The sequence below is a fragment of the Marinobacter sp. JSM 1782161 genome (assembly GCF_011421605.1).
GTDB classification, from domain to species: domain Bacteria; phylum Pseudomonadota; class Gammaproteobacteria; order Pseudomonadales; family Oleiphilaceae; genus Marinobacter_A; species Marinobacter_A bohaiensis.
The window spans coordinates 1068220-1086242 of record NZ_WSSA01000002.1 but is presented as its reverse complement, the minus strand read 5'-3'; the positions used below and the strand labels follow the sequence as shown (position 1 = coordinate 1086242).

Here is an 18023-nt window from a genome sequence, read left to right as displayed (position 1 = left end):
CGTATGTTTTAAACATTCGTTTGTCTATTTTATACCCTGGCAGAATATTATGGCGCAGTCCGATACCGTCGATCGCATCCTGGATGCCGCAGAAGAACTGTTTGCAGAGCGCGGGTTTTCCGAAACCTCGCTGCGGATGATCACCAGTAAGGCTAGCGTCAACCTGGCCGCCGTCAACTACCATTTCGGGTCCAAGAACGCGCTGATCCAGGCCGTTTTCGCCCGCTTCCTGACGCCGTTCTCGGAAACCCTTGAAAACGCCTTCGATGATCTGGAGCGCCGCTGCGCCGGCCAGCCGGCGTCGCTGGAGCAGATTCTCTGGGTGCTGACCGAAAGCGCGGTGCGGATGCCGCACCGCAACGAGAAGGGCATCTCCATCTTCATGCGCCTGCTGGGTCTGGCCTACACCCAGTCCCAGGGGCACCTGCGCAAGTTCCTGGAAGCGGAATACAGCGAGCCCTTCGGTCGCCTGATGTCGTTGCTCAAGGCCGGTACGCCGCAACTGTCGGCGGTGGACCGCTACTGGCGCATCCAGTTCATGCTGGGCGCGACCGCCTTCACCATGTCCAGCAGCGACGCCCTGCGGGAAATCCTCGAGAACAAGCTGGGCGTGGACACCACGGTCCAGGAAATCGCCGCGCGCCTGGTGCCCTTCCTCGCCGCAGGACTGAAAGCCGACGATCCGGTGTCGGTCTCCCGCACGGCCTGACCCGATCACGGCCCGCCGTAGGCGGGTCTGTCTCACCCTTCGACAATTGCCTCCCCGAAGCGGCCTGGTGTACTGTCCGCGCCTGTGACGTATCATTGACGCGACTGGACACCAGCCGGAGACTTCATGGCGTTAGCCCACCACCTCTACATCCGCATTCCCGAACAGACCCTGGTTGCCGAGATGGCGGACGGTTCGACTCGTACCTACGCGGTGTCCACGGCCGCCAACGGTCCCGGCGAAGCCGACGGTTCCGGCTGCACGCCGCGCGGCGACCATTACGTGCGCGCCTGTATCGGCGCTGAGCAGCCGCTTGGAGCGGTTTTCCGGGGGCGCCGGCCCACAGGGGAGGTGTATTCCAGCGAGCTCGCGACAGCGCATCCCGAGCGCGACTGGATCCTCACCCGCATCCTCTGGCTTTGTGGTCGCGAAACTGGCCGCAACCGCGGTGGCCAGGTCGACTCCATGCGCCGTTATATCTATATTCACGGCACTCCGGACTCGGAACCGATGGGCGAACCCCGCTCTCACGGTTGCGTGCGCATGCGTAACGCCGACGTCCTGGAGTTGTTTGATTGTGTTCGCCCCGGCACGTCTGTGCTGATCGAGGGTTGATGTCGGCCCCGCCCGGGGCGCTGTATTCAGGGAGACAGGATTTGGAAGACGCACCGCAAGGTCTGGAGCGCTGGATCGAGAATTACACGCTGCTGTCGCTTGAGTGGCGGGTGGCCATTGCCGTTTTCGCGTTGGTGTTTGCCACCGCGGTGGTGGCGTTCATTGTCAGCCGGGTGATCCTGCGGCTGGAGAGCAAGTTCGGCAAGACCCGGAATCTCTGGGACGATGCCTTCCTGCACGCCCTGCGCAAACCCGCCGTCGGTTTCGTGTGGCTGCAGGGAGTCTACTGGGCCGCGACGTTGGCCCACCGCTATTCGGACGCGGAAATCTTCAAGGCCAACGCCACGATTCTCAAGGTTGGCTTGATCTGGCTTTTTGTCTGGACGCTGTGGGGGTTTGTCAAGCAGGCGGAAACCATCCTGGCGTCGCCGTCGAAAATGCGCCGTCCGATGGACTACACCACGGTGATGGCGGTGAGCAAGCTGGCCCGGGCCGTAGTGGTGGTCACTGCCGTACTGATCGTCATGGAATCCCTGGGCTATAGCATTTCCGGGGTGCTGGCGTTCGGCGGTATCGGCGGTATCGCCATCGGTTTTGCGGCGAAGGACCTGCTGGCCAACCTGTTCGGCGGTCTGGTGGTTCACATGGACCGGCCGTTCAAAGTGGGGGACTGGATCCGTTCGCCGGACCAGGAAATCGAGGGCACGGTCGAACACATCGGCTGGCGTATGACCACCATCCGCACGTTCGACAAACGCCCGCTCTACGTGCCCAACGCGGTGTTCACCACCATCTCCGTGGAAAACCCGTCGCGCATGACCAACCGACGCATCAACGAAACCATCGGCATCCGCTATCTGGACGTCAGCGAAATGGGGGCGATTGTCCACGATATCCGGGACATGCTGAAAGAGCACGACGAAATCGATACCGATCAAACGTTAATCGTGAACTTCCTGCGCTTCAATAACTCCTCTCTCGATATCATGGTGTACACCTTCACCAAGACCGTCGAGTGGGTGAAGTTCCACGCGATCAAGCAGGATGTGCTGCTGCGCATCAGCGAGATCATCGCCGGTTACGGTGCCGAGGTGGCTTTCCCGACGCGCACGTTGCACGTGGCGGACACGCTGCGTCTGGCCCAGGATAAAACCGGTGACCAGGAAGGCGCCGGCGACGAGAGGGAGGATTCGGCGCAGAATCGGCCGTCTTACCGCGAGGCGGATGATCTGGAACACTTTGAGGCGGACACCCAGGCCAATCGCACCACATACGGAGACGCAGACTGATGAGCGCCAACGAAAACCGGGACAAGGCCGTGATCGGCATTATTGGCGGCACCGGACTGACCGAGCTGGACGGCCTGGAAATCACGGGTCAGCAGGAGATGGAAACGCCCTGGGGCAAACCGTCAGCGCCGCTGGTGCACGGCCGACTCAACGACGTTCCGGTTATTTTCCTGGCGCGCCACGGCAATCCGCACCGCATCCCGCCCCACCAAGTGAACTATCGGGCCAACCTCTGGGCGCTGCGTGAAGCCGGTGTGCGCACCGTTATCGGTGTGAACGCGGTGGGAGGTATTCACGCGGCGATGGGGCCGGCGCAGATTGTCATTCCGGACCAGCTGATCGATTACACCTGGGGGCGCCCCAGCACCTTCTTTGAGGGCGACCTGGAGCACGTCACGCACATCGATTTCACCTTCCCGTACACCGAAGCCCTGCGCGCGGCGCTGAAGTCCGCGGCCCTGGATCGTGGTGTTCACTGCCTGGATTTCGGCGTCTACGCCGCGACCCAGGGGCCACGTCTGGAAACGGCGGCGGAAGTGCGTCGGCTGGAGCGGGACGGCTGCGACCTGATCGGCATGACCGGCATGCCGGAAGCGGCGCTGGCCGCGGAACTGGAGCTGGAATACGGCTGTCTGGCGCTGGTGGTGAACTGGGCGGCCGGCAAGTCCGACCACATCATCACCATGGATGAGATCCAGGCTGCCATCGATGAGGGGATGTCAGGCGTCAGGGAGATCCTGACGCAGCTGATCGGGAGCGGTTACTCGCCAGGGGCTTGATGCCCCTTATTGAGCGTCCAGCGGCTGGAAGTAAATCAGCAGGCCGAGGGTGGGGGAGTCCAGGTAGTGGATTTCCTTGCTGCGCATACGGCGGGTCTGGTGCAGCCAGGTGAGCAATTCGCGCTGCGGTTGGGCCCGGCCCGGCTGGCCATTGCTGTCATTCGCAGCATCCTGGCTGCCATCGGCCAGGTACGGGTTGTCGGATAGATCCTGCCCTTGACCATCGGCCGTGGCGTCGTTCTGTATTGACCGGTCTGTCGACGCGGCCTGCCACTGGTTCAGGTGTGCGGTGACGTGCAGGTACCGAACCCGGTCGATATCGATGTAGCCTTCCACTGCCCGGTCACCGGCCGAATCGATCACATCACCCAGCTCGATGCGCATGGGTTCGCCTTTGTAGTCCGGCGGGAACGATTGCGTCCAGCCAGTGGCCATCAGGATCCGGTAGCCGCCGCTGTTCTCCAGGCGGCTGGCGGCACTACTCAGGTAAAGCTGATTGCGTGGCACCAGCGACAGGTCGGAAACGACCTGGCCGTTGGTGTTGGTGACCCAGAGGTTGCGCGTCACGTCGGGGTTTTCCTGGGGCTGGCGGGTCTGCATCTGCTCGGCCAGGTCATCGCTGGCGCCAATGCGTTCGAACAGCACCAGCTCGGCGCGATAGAGGTTGTCATCGGCGGCGGCCTTGCCGGCCAGCGCAAACAGGGTCAGGGCGAGCGCCAGGGGCGCCAGCCAGCGTGTCTGGAAATCCTGCAAAACTCCGTACTCCGTTTCTGGGCCAGCACAGCTGGCCGCGTGTGCGGTGGCCGGTCAGGCGGGCGCTTTTTCCAGTTCGCCCAGCATGTCCGAGACGCCGGCCAGTTTACCATCGGTTGTGGTGTCCTTCAGCCGGAAGCGGAAGGTGTTGGCGCCCTCGAGTTTATAGGAATGCGGCGCGCTCTGGACTTTCTGGACAAGAATTAACGGATCCACCGGCGTGTTGTTGCCGAATTCCAGGCGGCCCCATTCGCTGCCGGTATCGATCTTGGCGATGCCCAGGGTTTCGGCCCGAATTCGCAGCTGGGACTGGCGCATCAGGTTCTTGGCCGGGTCGGGGAGCAGCCCGAAGCGGTCGATCATTTCCACCTGCAGCTCTTTCAGCTCGTCCTGTGTCCTGGTGCTGGCGATGCGCTTATAGAGCATCAGCCGGTTGTGAACATCGGGCAGGTAGTCGTCCGGAATCAGCGCCGGAATGCGCAGGTTGATCTCGGTGCCGTGACTCAAGGGTAATTCGGCGTTCGGGGTGCGCCCCTCGCGGATAGCTTTCACCGCTTCGTCGAGCAGCTCCATGTACAGCGTGAAGCCGATGCTCTCGATCTGGCCGCTCTGTTCCTCGCCGAGCAGTTCGCCGGCGCCGCGGATTTCCAGATCCTGGGTGGCCAGCATGAAGCCCGCGCCCAGGTCCTGGGCCATGGAAATGGCCTCCAGGCGTTTTTCCGCGTCGGACGACAGGCTCTTGGGCGGCGGCGTCAGCAGATAGGCGTAGGCCTGGTGATGGGAGCGGCCAACCCGACCGCGCAGCTGGTGCAACTGGGCGAGGCCGAACTTGTCGGCCCGTTCGATGATGATGGTGTTGGCGCTGGGAATGTCGATCCCGGTTTCGATGATGGTGGTGCATACCAGCACGTTGAAGCGCTTGTGGTAGAAGTCGGACATGATCTGTTCCAGCTCCCGCTCACGCATCTGGCCGTGGGCCACGCCGACCCGGGCTTCCGGGATGAGGTCGCGCAGCTCTTCGGCGGTTTTCTCGATGGTGCTGACTTCGTTGTGCAGGAAGTAGACCTGACCGCCCCGCAGGATTTCCCGCAGGATCGCTTCTTTCACCAGGGCGTCTTCACGCTGGCGCACGAACGTTTTTACCGACAGGCGCCGCGCCGGCGGCGTGGCGATGATCGACAGGTCCCGCAGATGGCCCATGGCCATGTTGAGCGTGCGGGGAATCGGTGTGGCGGTCAGGGTCAGCAGGTCCACTTCCGCGCGCAGGGCCTTGAGCCGCTCTTTCTGCTGCACACCGAAGCGGTGTTCCTCGTCGATGATCACCAGCCCCAGGTTCTTGAACCTGACGTCCCCCTGGATCAGCTTGTGGGTGCCGATCACGATGTCGGCCTTGCCGGATTCGGCGTGCTCCAGCGTCTGGCTGGCCTGCTTGCCGGTGCGGAAGCGGCTCAGCAGTTCGACGTTGACGGGTGTGTCGGCGAAGCGGTCGCGGAAGGATTCGTAGTGCTGCTGGGCCAGCAGGGTGGTGGGGACGAGCACCGCCACCTGCTTGCCGGAATAGGAGGCGATAAAGGCGGCGCGCATGGCCACCTCGGTCTTGCCGAAGCCCACGTCGCCGCAGACCAGTCGATCCATCGGGCGTTCGCTGACCATGTCCGCCATGACCGCATCGATGGCGGCCTGCTGGTCGGGCGTTTCCTCGAACGGGAAGCCTGCGGCGAAGGCGCGGTAGTTCTCCGCCGGGTCGTCGAACACAAAGCCCTTGCGGGCTTCCCGGCGTGCGTAGACGTCGAGCAGTTCGGCGGCGGTGTCGCGGATCTTCTCCAGCGCTTTCTGCTTGGCCTGGTTCCAGCGGTCGGTGCCCAGCTTGTGCAGCGGTGCCAGCTCGGTTTCCGCGCCGGCGTAGCGGGAAATCAGGTGCAGGCTGGATACCGGCACGTAGAGTTTGGCGTTGTTGGCGTATTCGAGCGTCAGGAATTCCTCGGCGTTGTCCTTGTCCACGGCGATGGTCTGCAGCCCCTGGTAGCGGCCGACGCCGTGATCGATGTGCACCACGGGCGAGCCGATGCGCAGTTCGGAGAGGTCGCGGTAGCCGGCGTCGTTCAGCTCGGTCGGCTTTTCCCGGCGCCGCTGCTGCAGCACCCGTTCGCCGAACAGCTCGGTTTCGGTAATCAGCGCGGTGTGCTGATCGGGTAGGGCAAAGCCCGCATCGAGGGCGGCAATGGTGACGCCCAGCGCCGGTGACTGGTCACAGAAGGCCTGCCAGTCCGCGAGGGTGTCCGGGCGCAGGTCGTAGTCGGCCAGGTTGTCGATCAGCGACTCGCGCCGACCGGCGGATTCCACGCACAGCAGCACGTTTCCACCGAAATCCGCCAGGTAGGCCTTGAGCCGGTGTGCGGGATCCTTGGCGCGACCGTCCATGGCGACGTAGGGCAGCGCGGCGCTGTGGCAGGTGCGCTCGCGGGCCCCGGCGTCGGCCGGGTCGGTCTGCACCGAGACGCGCGGGAAGCGCTTGATCCAGCCGTAGCATTCGTCCTTCGCCATGAACAACTGGCGCGGCTCTAGGATCGGGCGCATGCGATCGTAGCGGCGGTCTTCGTAGCGCTGCTCCACTTCATCGCGGGCGTGGTCGAGGGCGTCTTCCAGACCGGCCAGGGTGACCACGCGGGTGCTGCCTGGCAGGTAGTCGAACAGGGTGGCGGTGGCGTCGAAGAACAGCGGCAGATAGTACTCAATGCCCGGCGGTGTGATGCCCTGGCTGACGTCTTTGTAGATCGGGGCGTCCTTGTCGGCGTGGGGAAAGTGCTCGAACCACTGGTTGCGGAACGTGGAACGGGCTTCCTTGTGCCAGGGAAATTCGTTGGCCGGCAGCAGTTCGATGCGCTCGATACGGTCTACCGAGCGCTGGGTTTCCGGATCGAAGGTGCGAAGTGTTTCGATTTCGTCATCAAACAGGTCGATCCGGTAGGGCTGGGTGGCGCCCATCGGGAAGATGTCGAGAATGGCGCCGCGTACCGCGTACTCGCCGTGTTCGTAGACGTTCTCCGTGTGCCGGTAGCCGGCCGCTTCCAACTGGTTGCGCCAGGCATCGATGTCCAGCGACTGGCCGATCTCCAGCAACAGCGTGTTGCCCTGCAGGTACGACGACGGAGCCAGGCGGTGGAGCAGGGTACGTGCCGGCACCACGAGCAGCCCCCGCTGGGCCTGGGGCAGGCGGTGCAGGGTGCGGATGCGCCGCGAGATGATGTCCTGGTGCGGCGAGAACATGTCGTAGGGCAGCGTTTCCCAGTCCGGCAGCGAGAGTAACTCCAGGCCGTCCGCCGTGGTGGTCGTCTGGTCATCGTCCGCCGGCAGCCCCAGAAAAAAGCGCAGGGCCTGTTCCAGGCGAATGGCTTCGTCGGTGCTGGCCGTGATCACCAGGGTCAGCCCGTCGTGCTGCCGGGCGCCCTCGCAGATCGCCAGGGCCTGGCTGGCGCCGTGCAGGCCGCTCCAGATCTCGTGGCTGGCCGGCTGGGTGGGCATCTCGGGAGCGATAAGGCTGGGCTGTGTCATGGATCGCGTGGTTCCTGGCTGAATCAAGGTTGTCGATGACAGGCAGATCGGAGTCGCCCTGAACGAAGGAAGCGACATTCTAGCCGTCGGTTAAGGGACTGTCATGGTGATGCGGCCTGGCGCGGGGAATGCGGGCTTGTTCGGGAACTCCTTACATTGGATAATATGCGCCCAATTCACGGGAGGCGGCCGGCCCGGTCGTCCCATTCAAGCGCCAAACAGTAGAGGTTTACGCGTGAGTCACGAGCAGATGAATGAGCACCTGTCCGCCTGGACCGAGAGAGAATCCATGGCGGAGGCGATGATTCCCCTGATCGGCCGCCTGTACCGCAAGAACAACGTCGTTACGTCCATTTACGGCCGAGCGATCATCAATCAATCTGTCATCGGCATCCTCAAGGCGCATCGCTTTGTGCGTCAGGTCGAGGACAGCGAGCTGTCCGTCCAGGACACGCTGCCGATTCTGGAGACGCTGGACCAGCTTGAACTGGGGCGGGCCCACATTGATATCGGTAAGCTGGCGGTGCGATTCAAGGAGCAGGCCGAAGGCCGTTCCCTGGAGCAGTTCCTGCGTGACGAAGTCGGAGAAGTCGTCGGCAAGTACGCGGAACAGTGCGATGAGGAATCCTGCAAGGACACCAAGGATGTGGTCCTCTACGGTTTTGGCCGGATCGGTCGCCTGCTGGCGCGGATCCTGGTCGAGAAGGCCGGCGGCGGCAACAACCTGCGCCTGCGTGCCATTGTGGTTCGCCAGGGCGGCGCCGAGAACGATCTGGAAAAGCGGGCCAGTCTGCTGCGTCGTGACTCCGTGCACGGCCCGTTCAATGGCACCATCACCGTGGACGAGGAAAATTGCGCGCTGATCGCCAACGGCAATTTCATCAAGGTGATCTACTCCGACGGTCCGGACAAGGTGGATTACACCGAGTACGGCATCAACAACGCGATCATCGTCGACAACACGGGTAAGTGGCGCGACGAGGAAGGTCTGGGCCTGCACCTGAAGTCGAAGGGCGCCAGCCGCGTTATCCTGACCGCGCCGGGCAAGGGCGACATCAAGAACATCGTCTACGGCATCAATAACGGTGATATCACCGAGGATGACCGCATCCTGTCCGCAGCCTCCTGTACCACCAATGCGATCACGCCGGTGCTGAAGGCGATCCACGATGAGTACGGTATCGTTGACGGGCACGTGGAAACCGTCCACTCCTACACCAACGACCAGAACCTGATCGATAACTACCACAAGGGTTCACGCCGCGGCCGCAGCGCGCCCCTGAACATGGTGATCACGGAAACCGGCGCCGCCAAGGCCGTGGCCAAGGCGCTGCCCGAGCTGAAGGGCAAGCTGTCCGGCAACGCCATCCGGGTGCCGACGCCGAACGTTTCCATGGCGATCCTGAACCTGAACCTCGACAAAGAGGTGACGGTGGATTCGGCCAACGAATACCTGCGGGAAATGGCGCTGCACTCCGAGCTGCAGAAGCAGATCGACTTCGTCAACTCACCGGAAGTGGTCTCCACCGACTTCGTGGGCTCCCGTCACGCGGGTGTCGTGGATGCACAGGCGACCATCGCCAACGGCAACCGCCTGATCCTTTACGTGTGGTACGACAACGAGTTCGGCTACAGCGCCCAGGTGGTTCGCTGCGTGAACCAGATGGCCGGCGTGACCTACCCGATTTTCCCGTCGCGGGTTCGGTAAACCGGAAAGCGACACCGGAATACGGTTGTTCGACACGAAGCCCCGCCGGATCCCGGCGGGGCTTTTTTGTGTCTGTTGTTTGAGGTGTCAAACAGGCTGACGCTTTCGGCCAGGGCTTTCGACTAGGGATTTCGACCAAGCAAAGAGGCAGGCCGTTGGGCCTGCCTCGCATGGTTTTACGTGCGTTTGGGTCAGTGGGCGATCTTTCGTGCCGGTTGTCTGCGGCGCAGTGCGGCGAACCCAACCAGGCCGATGCCAAGGAGGGCGAGGGTCGCTGGTTCCGGAACGCTTTCCATCGGCGTGTCGCCACCCCAGATGGAAGCGTGCGAGATAGCGCCGCCGTTTGGCCAGAACCCGGAAAGGTAAAGGGTGTCGGTACCGTTCCAGCCCAGAGCAAACAGGTTGAAGAAATACTGGGCGGGCTCATGTTTGCCATCCTTGACGACGAGATAGCACTCGCCACACATGATGCTTGCTCCGCCGACGTACTCGATCATGCCGTCGCTTGGATCGCTGCCGTCCCAGGTTGTTTCATAAGAACTCGCGAATGTTCCCTCTTCGCCACCGTCGTCCACTTCCGATTTGTAGAGTAAAGTCAGGTCACTGGTACCGAAAACGTCTTCGACACAGTCCGGTTCGCAATTGCTGTTAACGTTCGTTGTACCCGCTGCATCCCCCGGACCGATGTTCAGGGCTGCGGCTGGCAACGACACGAAAAGCAGAGCAGAAGCAACTGCCGCGAAGATTGTTGGTAGGTATTTTCTCATTCCTCAACTCCTGTGAGAAAAGGTCGCGTACGTGGTCTGAAGGGAACCGGTTCAGACCCTCAATGCACTCCTAGCGCGAGGCGTGCCAACTTTATAACCTACTGATAAAGCGCTGAATCAGGCATTCGTTTGGCGGGGGTGGTGTAAAGTAAATCGACGGTTTTTCATGCCTGAGGACTGGTGCACCCAGCTTTCGGGGATGGCTGTTTAATTGACCGAGATCGCGAAATGGGCGTGGATAGCAATGCGCTCTCAGGTAGAAATGAATTCTTTGAATCTCTATAATTGGCGCGATTTTGGGTACGTCTGGTTAACAGAATTTCACTCTCCTCAACGAGCGCCGGTTCGCCCGGTGTCTGCTGTCACTGTTACGGCGCCGAAGCCGTCGTTCCTGGTGATTCCGGAGTTTTAGCCAGGCGTGGCGAATCCACTTTATCTAGTTTCTGATGATTGGACGGGGCTAAATGATTAAGATCAAAAAAGGCCTGGATCTTCCCATCAGCGGCGCTCCTGAACAGAAAATTACCGACGGCAAGCCTGTGCGCCACGCGGCGCTGATTGGTTTTGACTACAACGGTATGAAGCCGACCATGGCGGTTCAGGAGGGTGATCGCGTCAAACGCGGTTCGCTGCTGTTTACGGACAAGAAGACCGAGGGCGTTCGTTACACCGCGCCGGCAGCTGGTGTGGTCAAGGAAATTAATCGGGGTGAGCGTCGCGTTTTCCAGTCGGTCGTTATCGAGATCGATGGAGACGAGTCGGAAAGTTTTGCCCGTTACGAAGCCAGCCAATTGGGCTCGCTCGAACGTCAGCAGGTCGTCGACAACCTGGTGGAGTCTGGCTTGTGGACTCTGTTCCGCACCCGTCCCTACAGCAAGGTGCCGGCCATCGACACGGCGCCGCATTCCATCTTTGTGTCGGTGATGGACACCAACCCGCTGGCCGCCGACCCCACCGTGATCATCAACGACGATCCGGATGCGTTCGAGAACGGCCTGCGCATTATCAGCAGGCTGACCAACGGCAAAGTGTTTGTCTGTGGCAAGCCGGGGTCCAACGTGCCGGTGCCCAAGGACGACGTTTTCCAGGTCGAACAGTTCGACGGCGTGCATCCGGCGGGTAACGTCGGCACGCACATCCATCACCTGGATCCGGTAGTCGGCGATAAGGTGGTCTGGTCCATCGGCTATCAGGACGTCATGGCCATTGCCCGCCTGTTCCAGACCGGCGAGCTGCCCACCGAACGTGTTGTTGCCCTGGGTGGCCCCAAGGCCAAACAGCCGCGACTGGTGCGTACCCGCATTGGAGCGAACCTCGACGAGCTGCTTGAGGGCGAATGCGAAACGGCGAATTCCGACGTACGCAAGGTCTCCGGCTCGGTCTTCGGCGGCCGCAGCGGCCGAGGCCCCTGTGCGTACCTGGGGCGCTATGCCAACCAGGTCACGTTGCTGGAAGAGGGCGACGAGCGCCAGTTCATGGGTTGGTTGTCACCCGGTACCCGCAAGTTCTCGGTTCTGAACATCTACCTCTCCAAGCTGGCCAAAGGCCGCCTGTTTGATTTCACGACGACAACGAACGGCAGCGAGCGGGCCATGGTCCCGGTGGGATCCTATGAAGAGGTCATGCCGCTGGACATCCTGCCGACGCAACTGCTGCGCTCATTGATCGTGGGCGATACCGAGATGGCCCAGAAGCTGGGCTGTCTCGAGCTGGACGAAGAAGACCTGGCCCTGTGCACCTTCGTTTGTCCCGGCAAGTACGAGTACGGCCCCATCCTGCGTCATAACCTGACCCGCATCGAGATCGAGGGCTAACACCATGGCATTGAAAGAATTTCTCCACGGTATCGAGCACCACTTCGAGAAAGGTGGTAAGTACGAGCGCTGGTACGCGCTTTACGAAGCGGTCGACACGATCTTCTATACGCCGCCGTCGGTGACGTCCACGACGTCCCACGTGCGTGACGGTATCGACCTGAAACGCATCATGATCACCGTCTGGTTCTGCGTCTGGCCGGCCATGTTCTTCGGTATGTGGAACATCGGTTACCAGGCCAATACCGTTCTCGCTGCCAACCCGGATGCCCTGATGGGCGACGGTGGCCTGCGCACGGCGTTCATTTCGGCGCTGGCCGGCAACGATCCCGGCTCGATCTGGGACAACCTGGTCTACGGTGCGGCTTATTTCATCCCGGTTTACGCCGTTACTTTCGTGGTCGGTGGTTTCTGGGAAGTACTGTTCGCAACGGTGCGTCGCCATGAAGTCAACGAAGGTTTCTTCGTGACTTCGATCCTGTTCGCGCTGATCTGCCCGCCCACCATCCCGCTGTGGCAGGTGGCGCTGGGCATCACCTTCGGTGTGGTGATCGGTAAGGAAGTGTTTGGCGGTACCGGCAAGAACTTCCTGAACCCGGCCCTGACCGGTCGTGCTTTCCTGTACTTCGCCTACCCGGCGCAGATCTCCGGTGACACGGTGTGGACCGCGGTCGACGGGTTCAGCGGTGCCACGGCCCTGAGTGTGGCTGCCAACGGTGGTATGGAAGCGCTGCAGCAGTCCATGACCTGGATGCAGGCGTTCCTGGGTACGATCCAGGGGTCCATGGGTGAAACCTCGACGCTGGCCATCCTGATTGGCGGTGCGGTCCTGCTGGTGATGAAAATTGCCTCCTACCGGATCGTGGGCGGTGTCCTGATCGGCATGATCGGTACCACGTTGCTGCTCAATGCGGTGGGATCGGACACCAATCCGATGTTCGAGGTGCCGCCCCAATGGCATCTGGTGATCGGTGGCTTTGCCTTTGGCATGATGTTCATGGCGACGGACCCGGTATCCGCAGCGATGACCAACACGGGTAAATGGTCGTTCGGCATTCTGGTCGGCCTGATGACCGTGCTCATTCGCGTGGTCAACCCGGCCTTCCCGGAAGGCATCATGCTCGCCATCCTGTTCGCTAACCTGTTTGCCCCGCTGATGGATCATTTCGTCGTGCAGGCCAACATCAAACGGAGGCTCGCCCGTGGCTAAGAAAAAGGAAACCGTATCCCGCACGGTTATCGTAGCCCTGGCGCTGTGCATCGTCTGTTCCGTCGTGGTGTCTTCCGCGGCGGTCATACTCAAGCCGGCCCAGGTGACCAACCGTAACCTCGATATGAAAACCAACATCCTGGCCGCGGCCGGGATGCTCGAGCCGGGCGCGACTCCGGACCAGATTGAGGAACAGTTCCAGCGATTTGACGTCAGGCTCGTGGATCTGGAATCTGGTGACTACGTTGACGCCGATTCCATCGGCCTGAACGACGCGATGAAGTACGACCAGTACAAGGCGGCTTCCGATCCGTCCATGTCCGAGAACATCCCCGCGTCGGAGGATGTGGCCGGCATCAAGCGTCAGGCGGACATTGCGAAGGTCTTCGTGCTGGAAGAAGACGGCAATCTCAAGCGAGTGGTGCTGCCGATCCACGGCTACGGCCTGTGGTCCACCCTCTACGGTTTCGTATCGCTGGAAGGGGATGCCAACACCATCGAGGGCCTGGGGTTCTATGCGCACGCCGAGACTCCGGGTCTGGGTGGCGAAGTGGACAATCCCAAGTGGAAATCGCAGTGGGTTGGCAAGAAGGTTTACGGCGACAATCTCGAGACGCCAGAGATCCAGCTGGTCAAGGGCGGTGTCGACGCCAACGCGGCGGACAAGGAGCACAAGGTCGATGCCCTGTCCGGTGCAACGCTGACCAGCCGCGGTGTACAGCATCTGGTCAACTTCTGGATGAGCGAGCGTGGTTTCGCGCCCTACCTGAACAAGCTTCGTAAAGGGGAGGTCTGACGGTGGCGGACGTTTCAGCTAAGCAGGTTCTTTTTGAACCGATCTTCAATAACAACCCCATCGCTCTGCAGATCCTGGGGATCTGCTCGGCGCTGGCGGTCACCAGCAGCCTGAGTGTCACCATGGTTATGTGTGCCTCGGTGATTGCGGTTACCGCGTTTTCCAACCTCTTTGTTTCTGTGGTGCGTTCTCAGATCCCGAACAGCATCCGGATCATTGTGCAGATGACCATCATTGCCTCGCTGGTTATCGTCGTGGACCAGATCCTCAAGGCCTACGCCTATGAGATCAGCAAGCAGCTGTCGGTCTTCGTTGGCCTGATCATCACCAACTGTATCGTCATGGGCCGCGCAGAGGGCTTTGCGATGCAGAACGGCCCGCTGCTCAGCTTCCTCGACGGCATCGGTAACGGCCTGGGCTACTCGGTCATGCTGATCGTGATTGCCTTCTTCCGTGAACTGCTGGGCTCCGGCTCGCTGTTCGGTGTGGCCCTGATGCCGGTGGTCAATGATGGTGGCTGGTATGTGCCCAACGGCCTGATGCTGCTGCCGCCGAGCGCGTTCTTCATCATCGGCCTGGCGATCTGGGGGCTGCGCGCCTGGAAACCGGATCAGGTTGAGGCGCCGGACTACCGGATGTCCCGTCAAAGCACCAAGGAGGCCTTCTGATGGAACACTATATCAGTCTGATCCTGAAGGCCGTCTTTGTTGAGAACATGGCGCTGGCCTTCTTCCTGGGGATGTGTACGTTCCTGGCGATCTCCAAGAAGGTCGAGGCGGCTCTGGGGTTGGGCATTGCGGTCATCGTGGTGCTGACCCTGACGGTCCCGGTCAACAACCTGATCTACAACAATGTTCTGCGTGAAGGCGCGCTGGCCTGGGCCGGCCTGCCGGAAGTGGATCTGAGCTTCCTGGGACTGTTGACCTATATCGGCGTGATTGCGGCGATGGTCCAGATCATGGAAATGATCCTCGACAAGTACATTCCGGCGCTCTATGCCGCGCTGGGTGTGTTCCTGCCGCTGATTACCGTCAACTGCGCCATCATGGGGGCGTCCCTGTTCATGGTGGAGCGGGACTACACCTTTGGTGAGAGTCTGGTTTACGGTTTCGGCGCCGGTCTGGGCTGGGCCCTGGCCATCGTGGCGCTGGCGGGGATCCGTGAAAAGCTGAAGTACAGCGATGTGCCTGAAGGCCTGCGTGGCCTGGGCATCACCTTCATCACCGTTGGGCTGATGTCGCTGGGCTTCATGTCGTTTTCCGGTATTTCCCTGTAATCACCCGGTAACGGATAACAAGATTGAGGCGAGACCATGAATACTGAAATCATTCTCGGCGTGGTCATGTTTACCGTCATCGTGCTCGCACTGGTGGCGGTGATCCTGGCAGCGCGGTCCAGGCTGGTGAGCACCGGCGACGTGACCATCGAGATCAACGATGATCCCGAGCATACCCTGAAGACTGAAGCCGGCGGCAAGCTGCTCGGCACCCTGGCCGGTAACGGCATCTTTCTGTCCTCCGCCTGTGGCGGCGGCGGTACCTGCGCCCAGTGCAAGTGCAAGGTGTTTGACGGCGGTGGCTCCATGCTGCCTACCGAGAAGACCCACTTCACCAACCGCGAGGAGCGGGAAGGCTGGCGCCTGTCCTGCCAGGTTCCGGTCAAGCAGGATATGAAAATCGAGGTGCCGGAAGAGTTCTTCGGCGTGAAGAAGTGGGAGTGCGAAGTGGTGTCGAACCACAACGTGGCCACCTTCATCAAGGAACTGGTGCTGAAGCTTCCGGAAGGCGAGGAAGTGGATTTCCGTGCCGGCGGCTATGTGCAGCTTGAGTGTCCTCCGTATGAAATCAACTTCAAGGATTTCAACATCGAGGAAGAGTTCCACGAGGATTGGGACAAGCACGACATCTGGCGCTACAAGGCCGTCAACAAGGAAGACGTGGTGCGGGCCTATTCCATGGCCAACTACCCGGAAGAGAAGGGTGTTCTGAAGTTCAACATCCGGATTGCGACGCCGCCGCCGGGTTCTGATCACCCGCCGGGCCTGATGTCGAGCTACGTGTTCGACCTCAAGCCGGGTGACAAGGTCACTGTGTTCGGTCCGTTCGGTGAGTTCTTCGCCAAGAAAACCGACGCGGAAATGGTCTTTATCGGTGGTGGTGCCGGCATGGCACCGATGCGCTCTCACATCTTCGACCAGCTCAAGCGTCTGAACTCAGACCGGAAGATCAGCTTCTGGTACGGCGCCCGAAGCGTGCGCGAAATGTTCTACGTCGAGGACTTCGACCAGCTGGCCGAGGAGAACGACAATTTCGAGTGGCACGTCGCGCTGTCCGATGCGTTGCCGGAGGACAACTGGGAAGGCCCGACGGGGTTCATCCACAACGTACTCTATGACCAGTACCTCAAGGACCATCCGGCTCCCGAGGACTGCGAGTACTACATGTGTGGACCGCCCATCATGAACGCCTCGGTCATCAAGATGCTGAAGGACCTGGGTGTGGAAGACGAGAACATCATGCTGGATGACTTCGGGGGCTGACGCGACTGCATGAAATCCCGCATGATTGGGCCCGCCTTGGTGGCGCTGCTGTGCAGCGTCGCCCTGGCGGGCTGTTCGTTTGAGTCGGACCCGGAAATCTGGGAACTCAATGGGCCGGTATTCGGCACGCAGTATCATATCAAGGTGGTGATGCCCGGGGACGAGGACCGCCTGGAGGACCTGGAAAGCGGCATCGAACAGGCGCTCGACAGCGTCGATGCGTCCATGTCCACCTGGCGTGACGATTCCGAGCTGTCCCGCTTCAATCGGAGCCAGAACAAAAGCCAGTGGTTTGAGGTATCCGGCCCGTTGTTCGAAGTGCTCAACGAAGCGCATCGGGTCAGCGACCTGAGCGGCGGCGCGTTTGATGTCACGATCGGCCCGGTGGTCAATCTCTGGGGTTTCGGTCCGGAGGCGCGTCCGGAAACCGTGCCGGAGCCGGAAACCCTGGCCCAGCGCCTGTCCGAGGTGGGTTACGATAAGCTACAGCTTCGTTCGGCGCCACCGGCGATCCGGTCGGATTATCCGCTCTACCTGGACCTGTCGGCCATTGCCAAGGGTTACGGTGTGGATGCCGTGGCACGCTTCCTCGACAGCCAGGAAGTGAAGGCTTACCTGGTGGAAATTGGTGGCGAAGTGAACACCAAAGGGCGCAAGCCCGATGGTGACGCCTGGCGCCTGGCCATTGAGAAACCGACGTCCGGCGAGCGCAGTATCCAGCGCATCGTGGCACTGGACAATCGCGCGATGGCGACATCCGGCGATTACAGGAACTATTACGAAGTCGATGGTCACCGATACTCCCACACCATCAATCCCAACACCGGCAAGCCCATCAGCCATAAGCTGGCCTCGGTATCGGTGATCACGGAACAATGCATGAGCGCGGATGCCATGGCGACGGCGCTTAATGTGATGGGGGAGGACAAGGGCTATGCATTTGCAGTGAAGCACGACATCGCCGCATACTTTATCTATCGAGGGGAAGACGGGTTTGAAACGAAGTACACCCCGGCTTTCTCATCGTACCTGATCGATTAACGGAGGTTAGGTCATGGGTACTTTTTTATTGGTCCTGGCTATTTTTGCCATTCTCCTGGCCGGGATGTCGATCGGTGTGATCATGGGTCGCAAGCCGATCAGCGGCACCTGCGGCGGACTGGGGGCCATGGGTATTGATGGCGCCTGCGAAATTTGTGGCGGTGACCGCAACAAGTGCGAAGAAGAAAACGACCGCACTGCAGCGGCTTCGGGCCAGGCTCTGGCCTATGACGCTACCCAGGGGAAAGAGGCGCGCTGAGCGCGCTACCCCTGATCCGATAGCTGGCCGTCAGGGGCCGGCTTGCTGCCACCCGGCAGGTTGAGTTGGGTCATCCCAATGGCCGTTTGTCCGTATTTTCCGGCGGGCCTGCTACCCTGACAATCAGATAATCAACAGCGTTCCCCCATGTGTAGCCGTGCCAGGGCCCGACTTCTGGATAGCGTCGAGCCC

At 61.1% G+C, this 18023-nt stretch carries 16 protein-coding genes; 13 read left to right on the top strand and 3 right to left on the bottom strand.

Translation table 11 applies throughout. From position 1 onward, the window contains the following. Nucleotides 1-49 precede the first annotated feature (49 nt). The 4 genes from GQB00_RS04770 (at nucleotide 50) to GQB00_RS04755 (ending at nucleotide 3392) form a co-directional block, all read left to right on the top strand. Nucleotides 50-709 carry a TetR/AcrR family transcriptional regulator gene (locus GQB00_RS04770; RefSeq protein ID WP_111495818.1) on the top strand — a complete coding sequence of 220 codons (660 nt, stop codon included), beginning with the start codon at nucleotides 50-52 and terminating at the stop codon, nucleotides 707-709. Between the two features lie 126 nt (nucleotides 710-835). Beyond that, a complete protein-coding gene (locus GQB00_RS04765) occupies nucleotides 836-1324 on the top strand; it encodes a L,D-transpeptidase (protein ID WP_165855375.1) in 489 nt (162 codons plus the stop codon). Nucleotides 1325-1365: 41 nt separating this feature from the next. Beyond that, complete coding sequence (locus GQB00_RS04760; RefSeq protein WP_228160537.1) at nucleotides 1366-2613, top strand: mechanosensitive ion channel family protein; 1248 nt, start codon at nucleotides 1366-1368, stop codon at nucleotides 2611-2613. Next, complete coding sequence (locus GQB00_RS04755) at nucleotides 2613-3392, top strand: S-methyl-5'-thioinosine phosphorylase (RefSeq protein ID WP_165855374.1); 780 nt, start codon at nucleotides 2613-2615, stop codon at nucleotides 3390-3392. Before GQB00_RS04760 ends, GQB00_RS04755 begins: the two co-directional genes overlap by 1 nt. A gap of 6 nt (nucleotides 3393-3398) precedes the next feature. On the opposite strand, the gene GQB00_RS04750 is transcribed toward GQB00_RS04755, so the two are convergent. Then, nucleotides 3399-4145: a CsiV family protein gene (locus tag GQB00_RS04750; RefSeq protein ID WP_165855373.1), complete on the bottom strand. Its 747-nt coding sequence runs from the start codon at nucleotides 4143-4145 to the stop codon at nucleotides 3399-3401. A gap of 54 nt (nucleotides 4146-4199) precedes the next feature. Next, on the bottom strand, nucleotides 4200-7697 hold the full coding sequence (mfd, locus tag GQB00_RS04745; RefSeq protein ID WP_165855372.1) for a transcription-repair coupling factor: 3498 nt from the start codon (nucleotides 7695-7697) through the stop codon (nucleotides 4200-4202). Nucleotides 7698-7947: 250 nt separating this feature from the next. On the opposite strand from mfd, the gene GQB00_RS04740 reads away from it, so the two are divergent. Next, nucleotides 7948-9405, top strand: coding sequence for a glyceraldehyde-3-phosphate dehydrogenase (locus tag GQB00_RS04740; protein ID WP_204355806.1), 1458 nt, complete (start codon nucleotides 7948-7950; stop codon nucleotides 9403-9405). 191 nt (nucleotides 9406-9596) lie between these two features. Here GQB00_RS04740 and GQB00_RS04735 read toward each other — a convergent pair whose 3' ends face one another. After that, nucleotides 9597-10172 (bottom strand): PEP-CTERM sorting domain-containing protein, encoded by a 576-nt coding sequence (locus GQB00_RS04735; RefSeq protein WP_111495825.1) that lies wholly within the window; start codon nucleotides 10170-10172, stop codon nucleotides 9597-9599. Between the two features lie 464 nt (nucleotides 10173-10636). On the opposite strand from GQB00_RS04735, the gene GQB00_RS04730 reads away from it, so the two are divergent. The 8 genes from GQB00_RS04730 to nqrM are packed head-to-tail and all read left to right on the top strand — an operon-like array spanning nucleotide 10637 to nucleotide 17831. Then, nucleotides 10637-11986 (top strand): Na(+)-translocating NADH-quinone reductase subunit A, encoded by a 1350-nt coding sequence (locus GQB00_RS04730; protein WP_111495826.1) that lies wholly within the window; start codon nucleotides 10637-10639, stop codon nucleotides 11984-11986. Between the two features lie 4 nt (nucleotides 11987-11990). Beyond that, complete coding sequence (locus GQB00_RS04725) at nucleotides 11991-13196, top strand: NADH:ubiquinone reductase (Na(+)-transporting) subunit B (RefSeq protein WP_111495827.1); 1206 nt, start codon at nucleotides 11991-11993, stop codon at nucleotides 13194-13196. Next, nucleotides 13189-13992: a Na(+)-translocating NADH-quinone reductase subunit C gene (locus GQB00_RS04720; protein ID WP_111495828.1), complete on the top strand. Its 804-nt coding sequence runs from the start codon at nucleotides 13189-13191 to the stop codon at nucleotides 13990-13992. The genes GQB00_RS04725 and GQB00_RS04720 overlap by 8 nt, the downstream gene beginning before the upstream one ends. 2 nt (nucleotides 13993-13994) lie before the next feature. Next, a complete protein-coding gene (locus GQB00_RS04715) occupies nucleotides 13995-14660 on the top strand; it encodes an NADH:ubiquinone reductase (Na(+)-transporting) subunit D (RefSeq protein WP_111495829.1) in 666 nt (221 codons plus the stop codon). Beyond that, the gene (gene nqrE, locus GQB00_RS04710) at nucleotides 14660-15268 is read left to right on the top strand and encodes an NADH:ubiquinone reductase (Na(+)-transporting) subunit E (RefSeq protein ID WP_111495830.1); all 609 of its coding nucleotides are present in this window, start codon (nucleotides 14660-14662) and stop codon (nucleotides 15266-15268) included. Before GQB00_RS04715 ends, nqrE begins: the two co-directional genes overlap by 1 nt. A gap of 36 nt (nucleotides 15269-15304) precedes the next feature. Continuing rightward, nucleotides 15305-16531, top strand: coding sequence for an NADH:ubiquinone reductase (Na(+)-transporting) subunit F (nqrF, locus tag GQB00_RS04705; RefSeq protein WP_165855371.1), 1227 nt, complete (start codon nucleotides 15305-15307; stop codon nucleotides 16529-16531). Between the two features lie 21 nt (nucleotides 16532-16552). Further along, complete coding sequence (locus GQB00_RS04700) at nucleotides 16553-17572, top strand: FAD:protein FMN transferase (protein ID WP_228276669.1); 1020 nt, start codon at nucleotides 16553-16555, stop codon at nucleotides 17570-17572. Between the two features lie 13 nt (nucleotides 17573-17585). Next, a complete protein-coding gene (gene nqrM, locus GQB00_RS04695) occupies nucleotides 17586-17831 on the top strand; it encodes a (Na+)-NQR maturation NqrM (protein ID WP_165855369.1) in 246 nt (81 codons plus the stop codon). Nucleotides 17832-18023 lie beyond the last annotated feature (192 nt).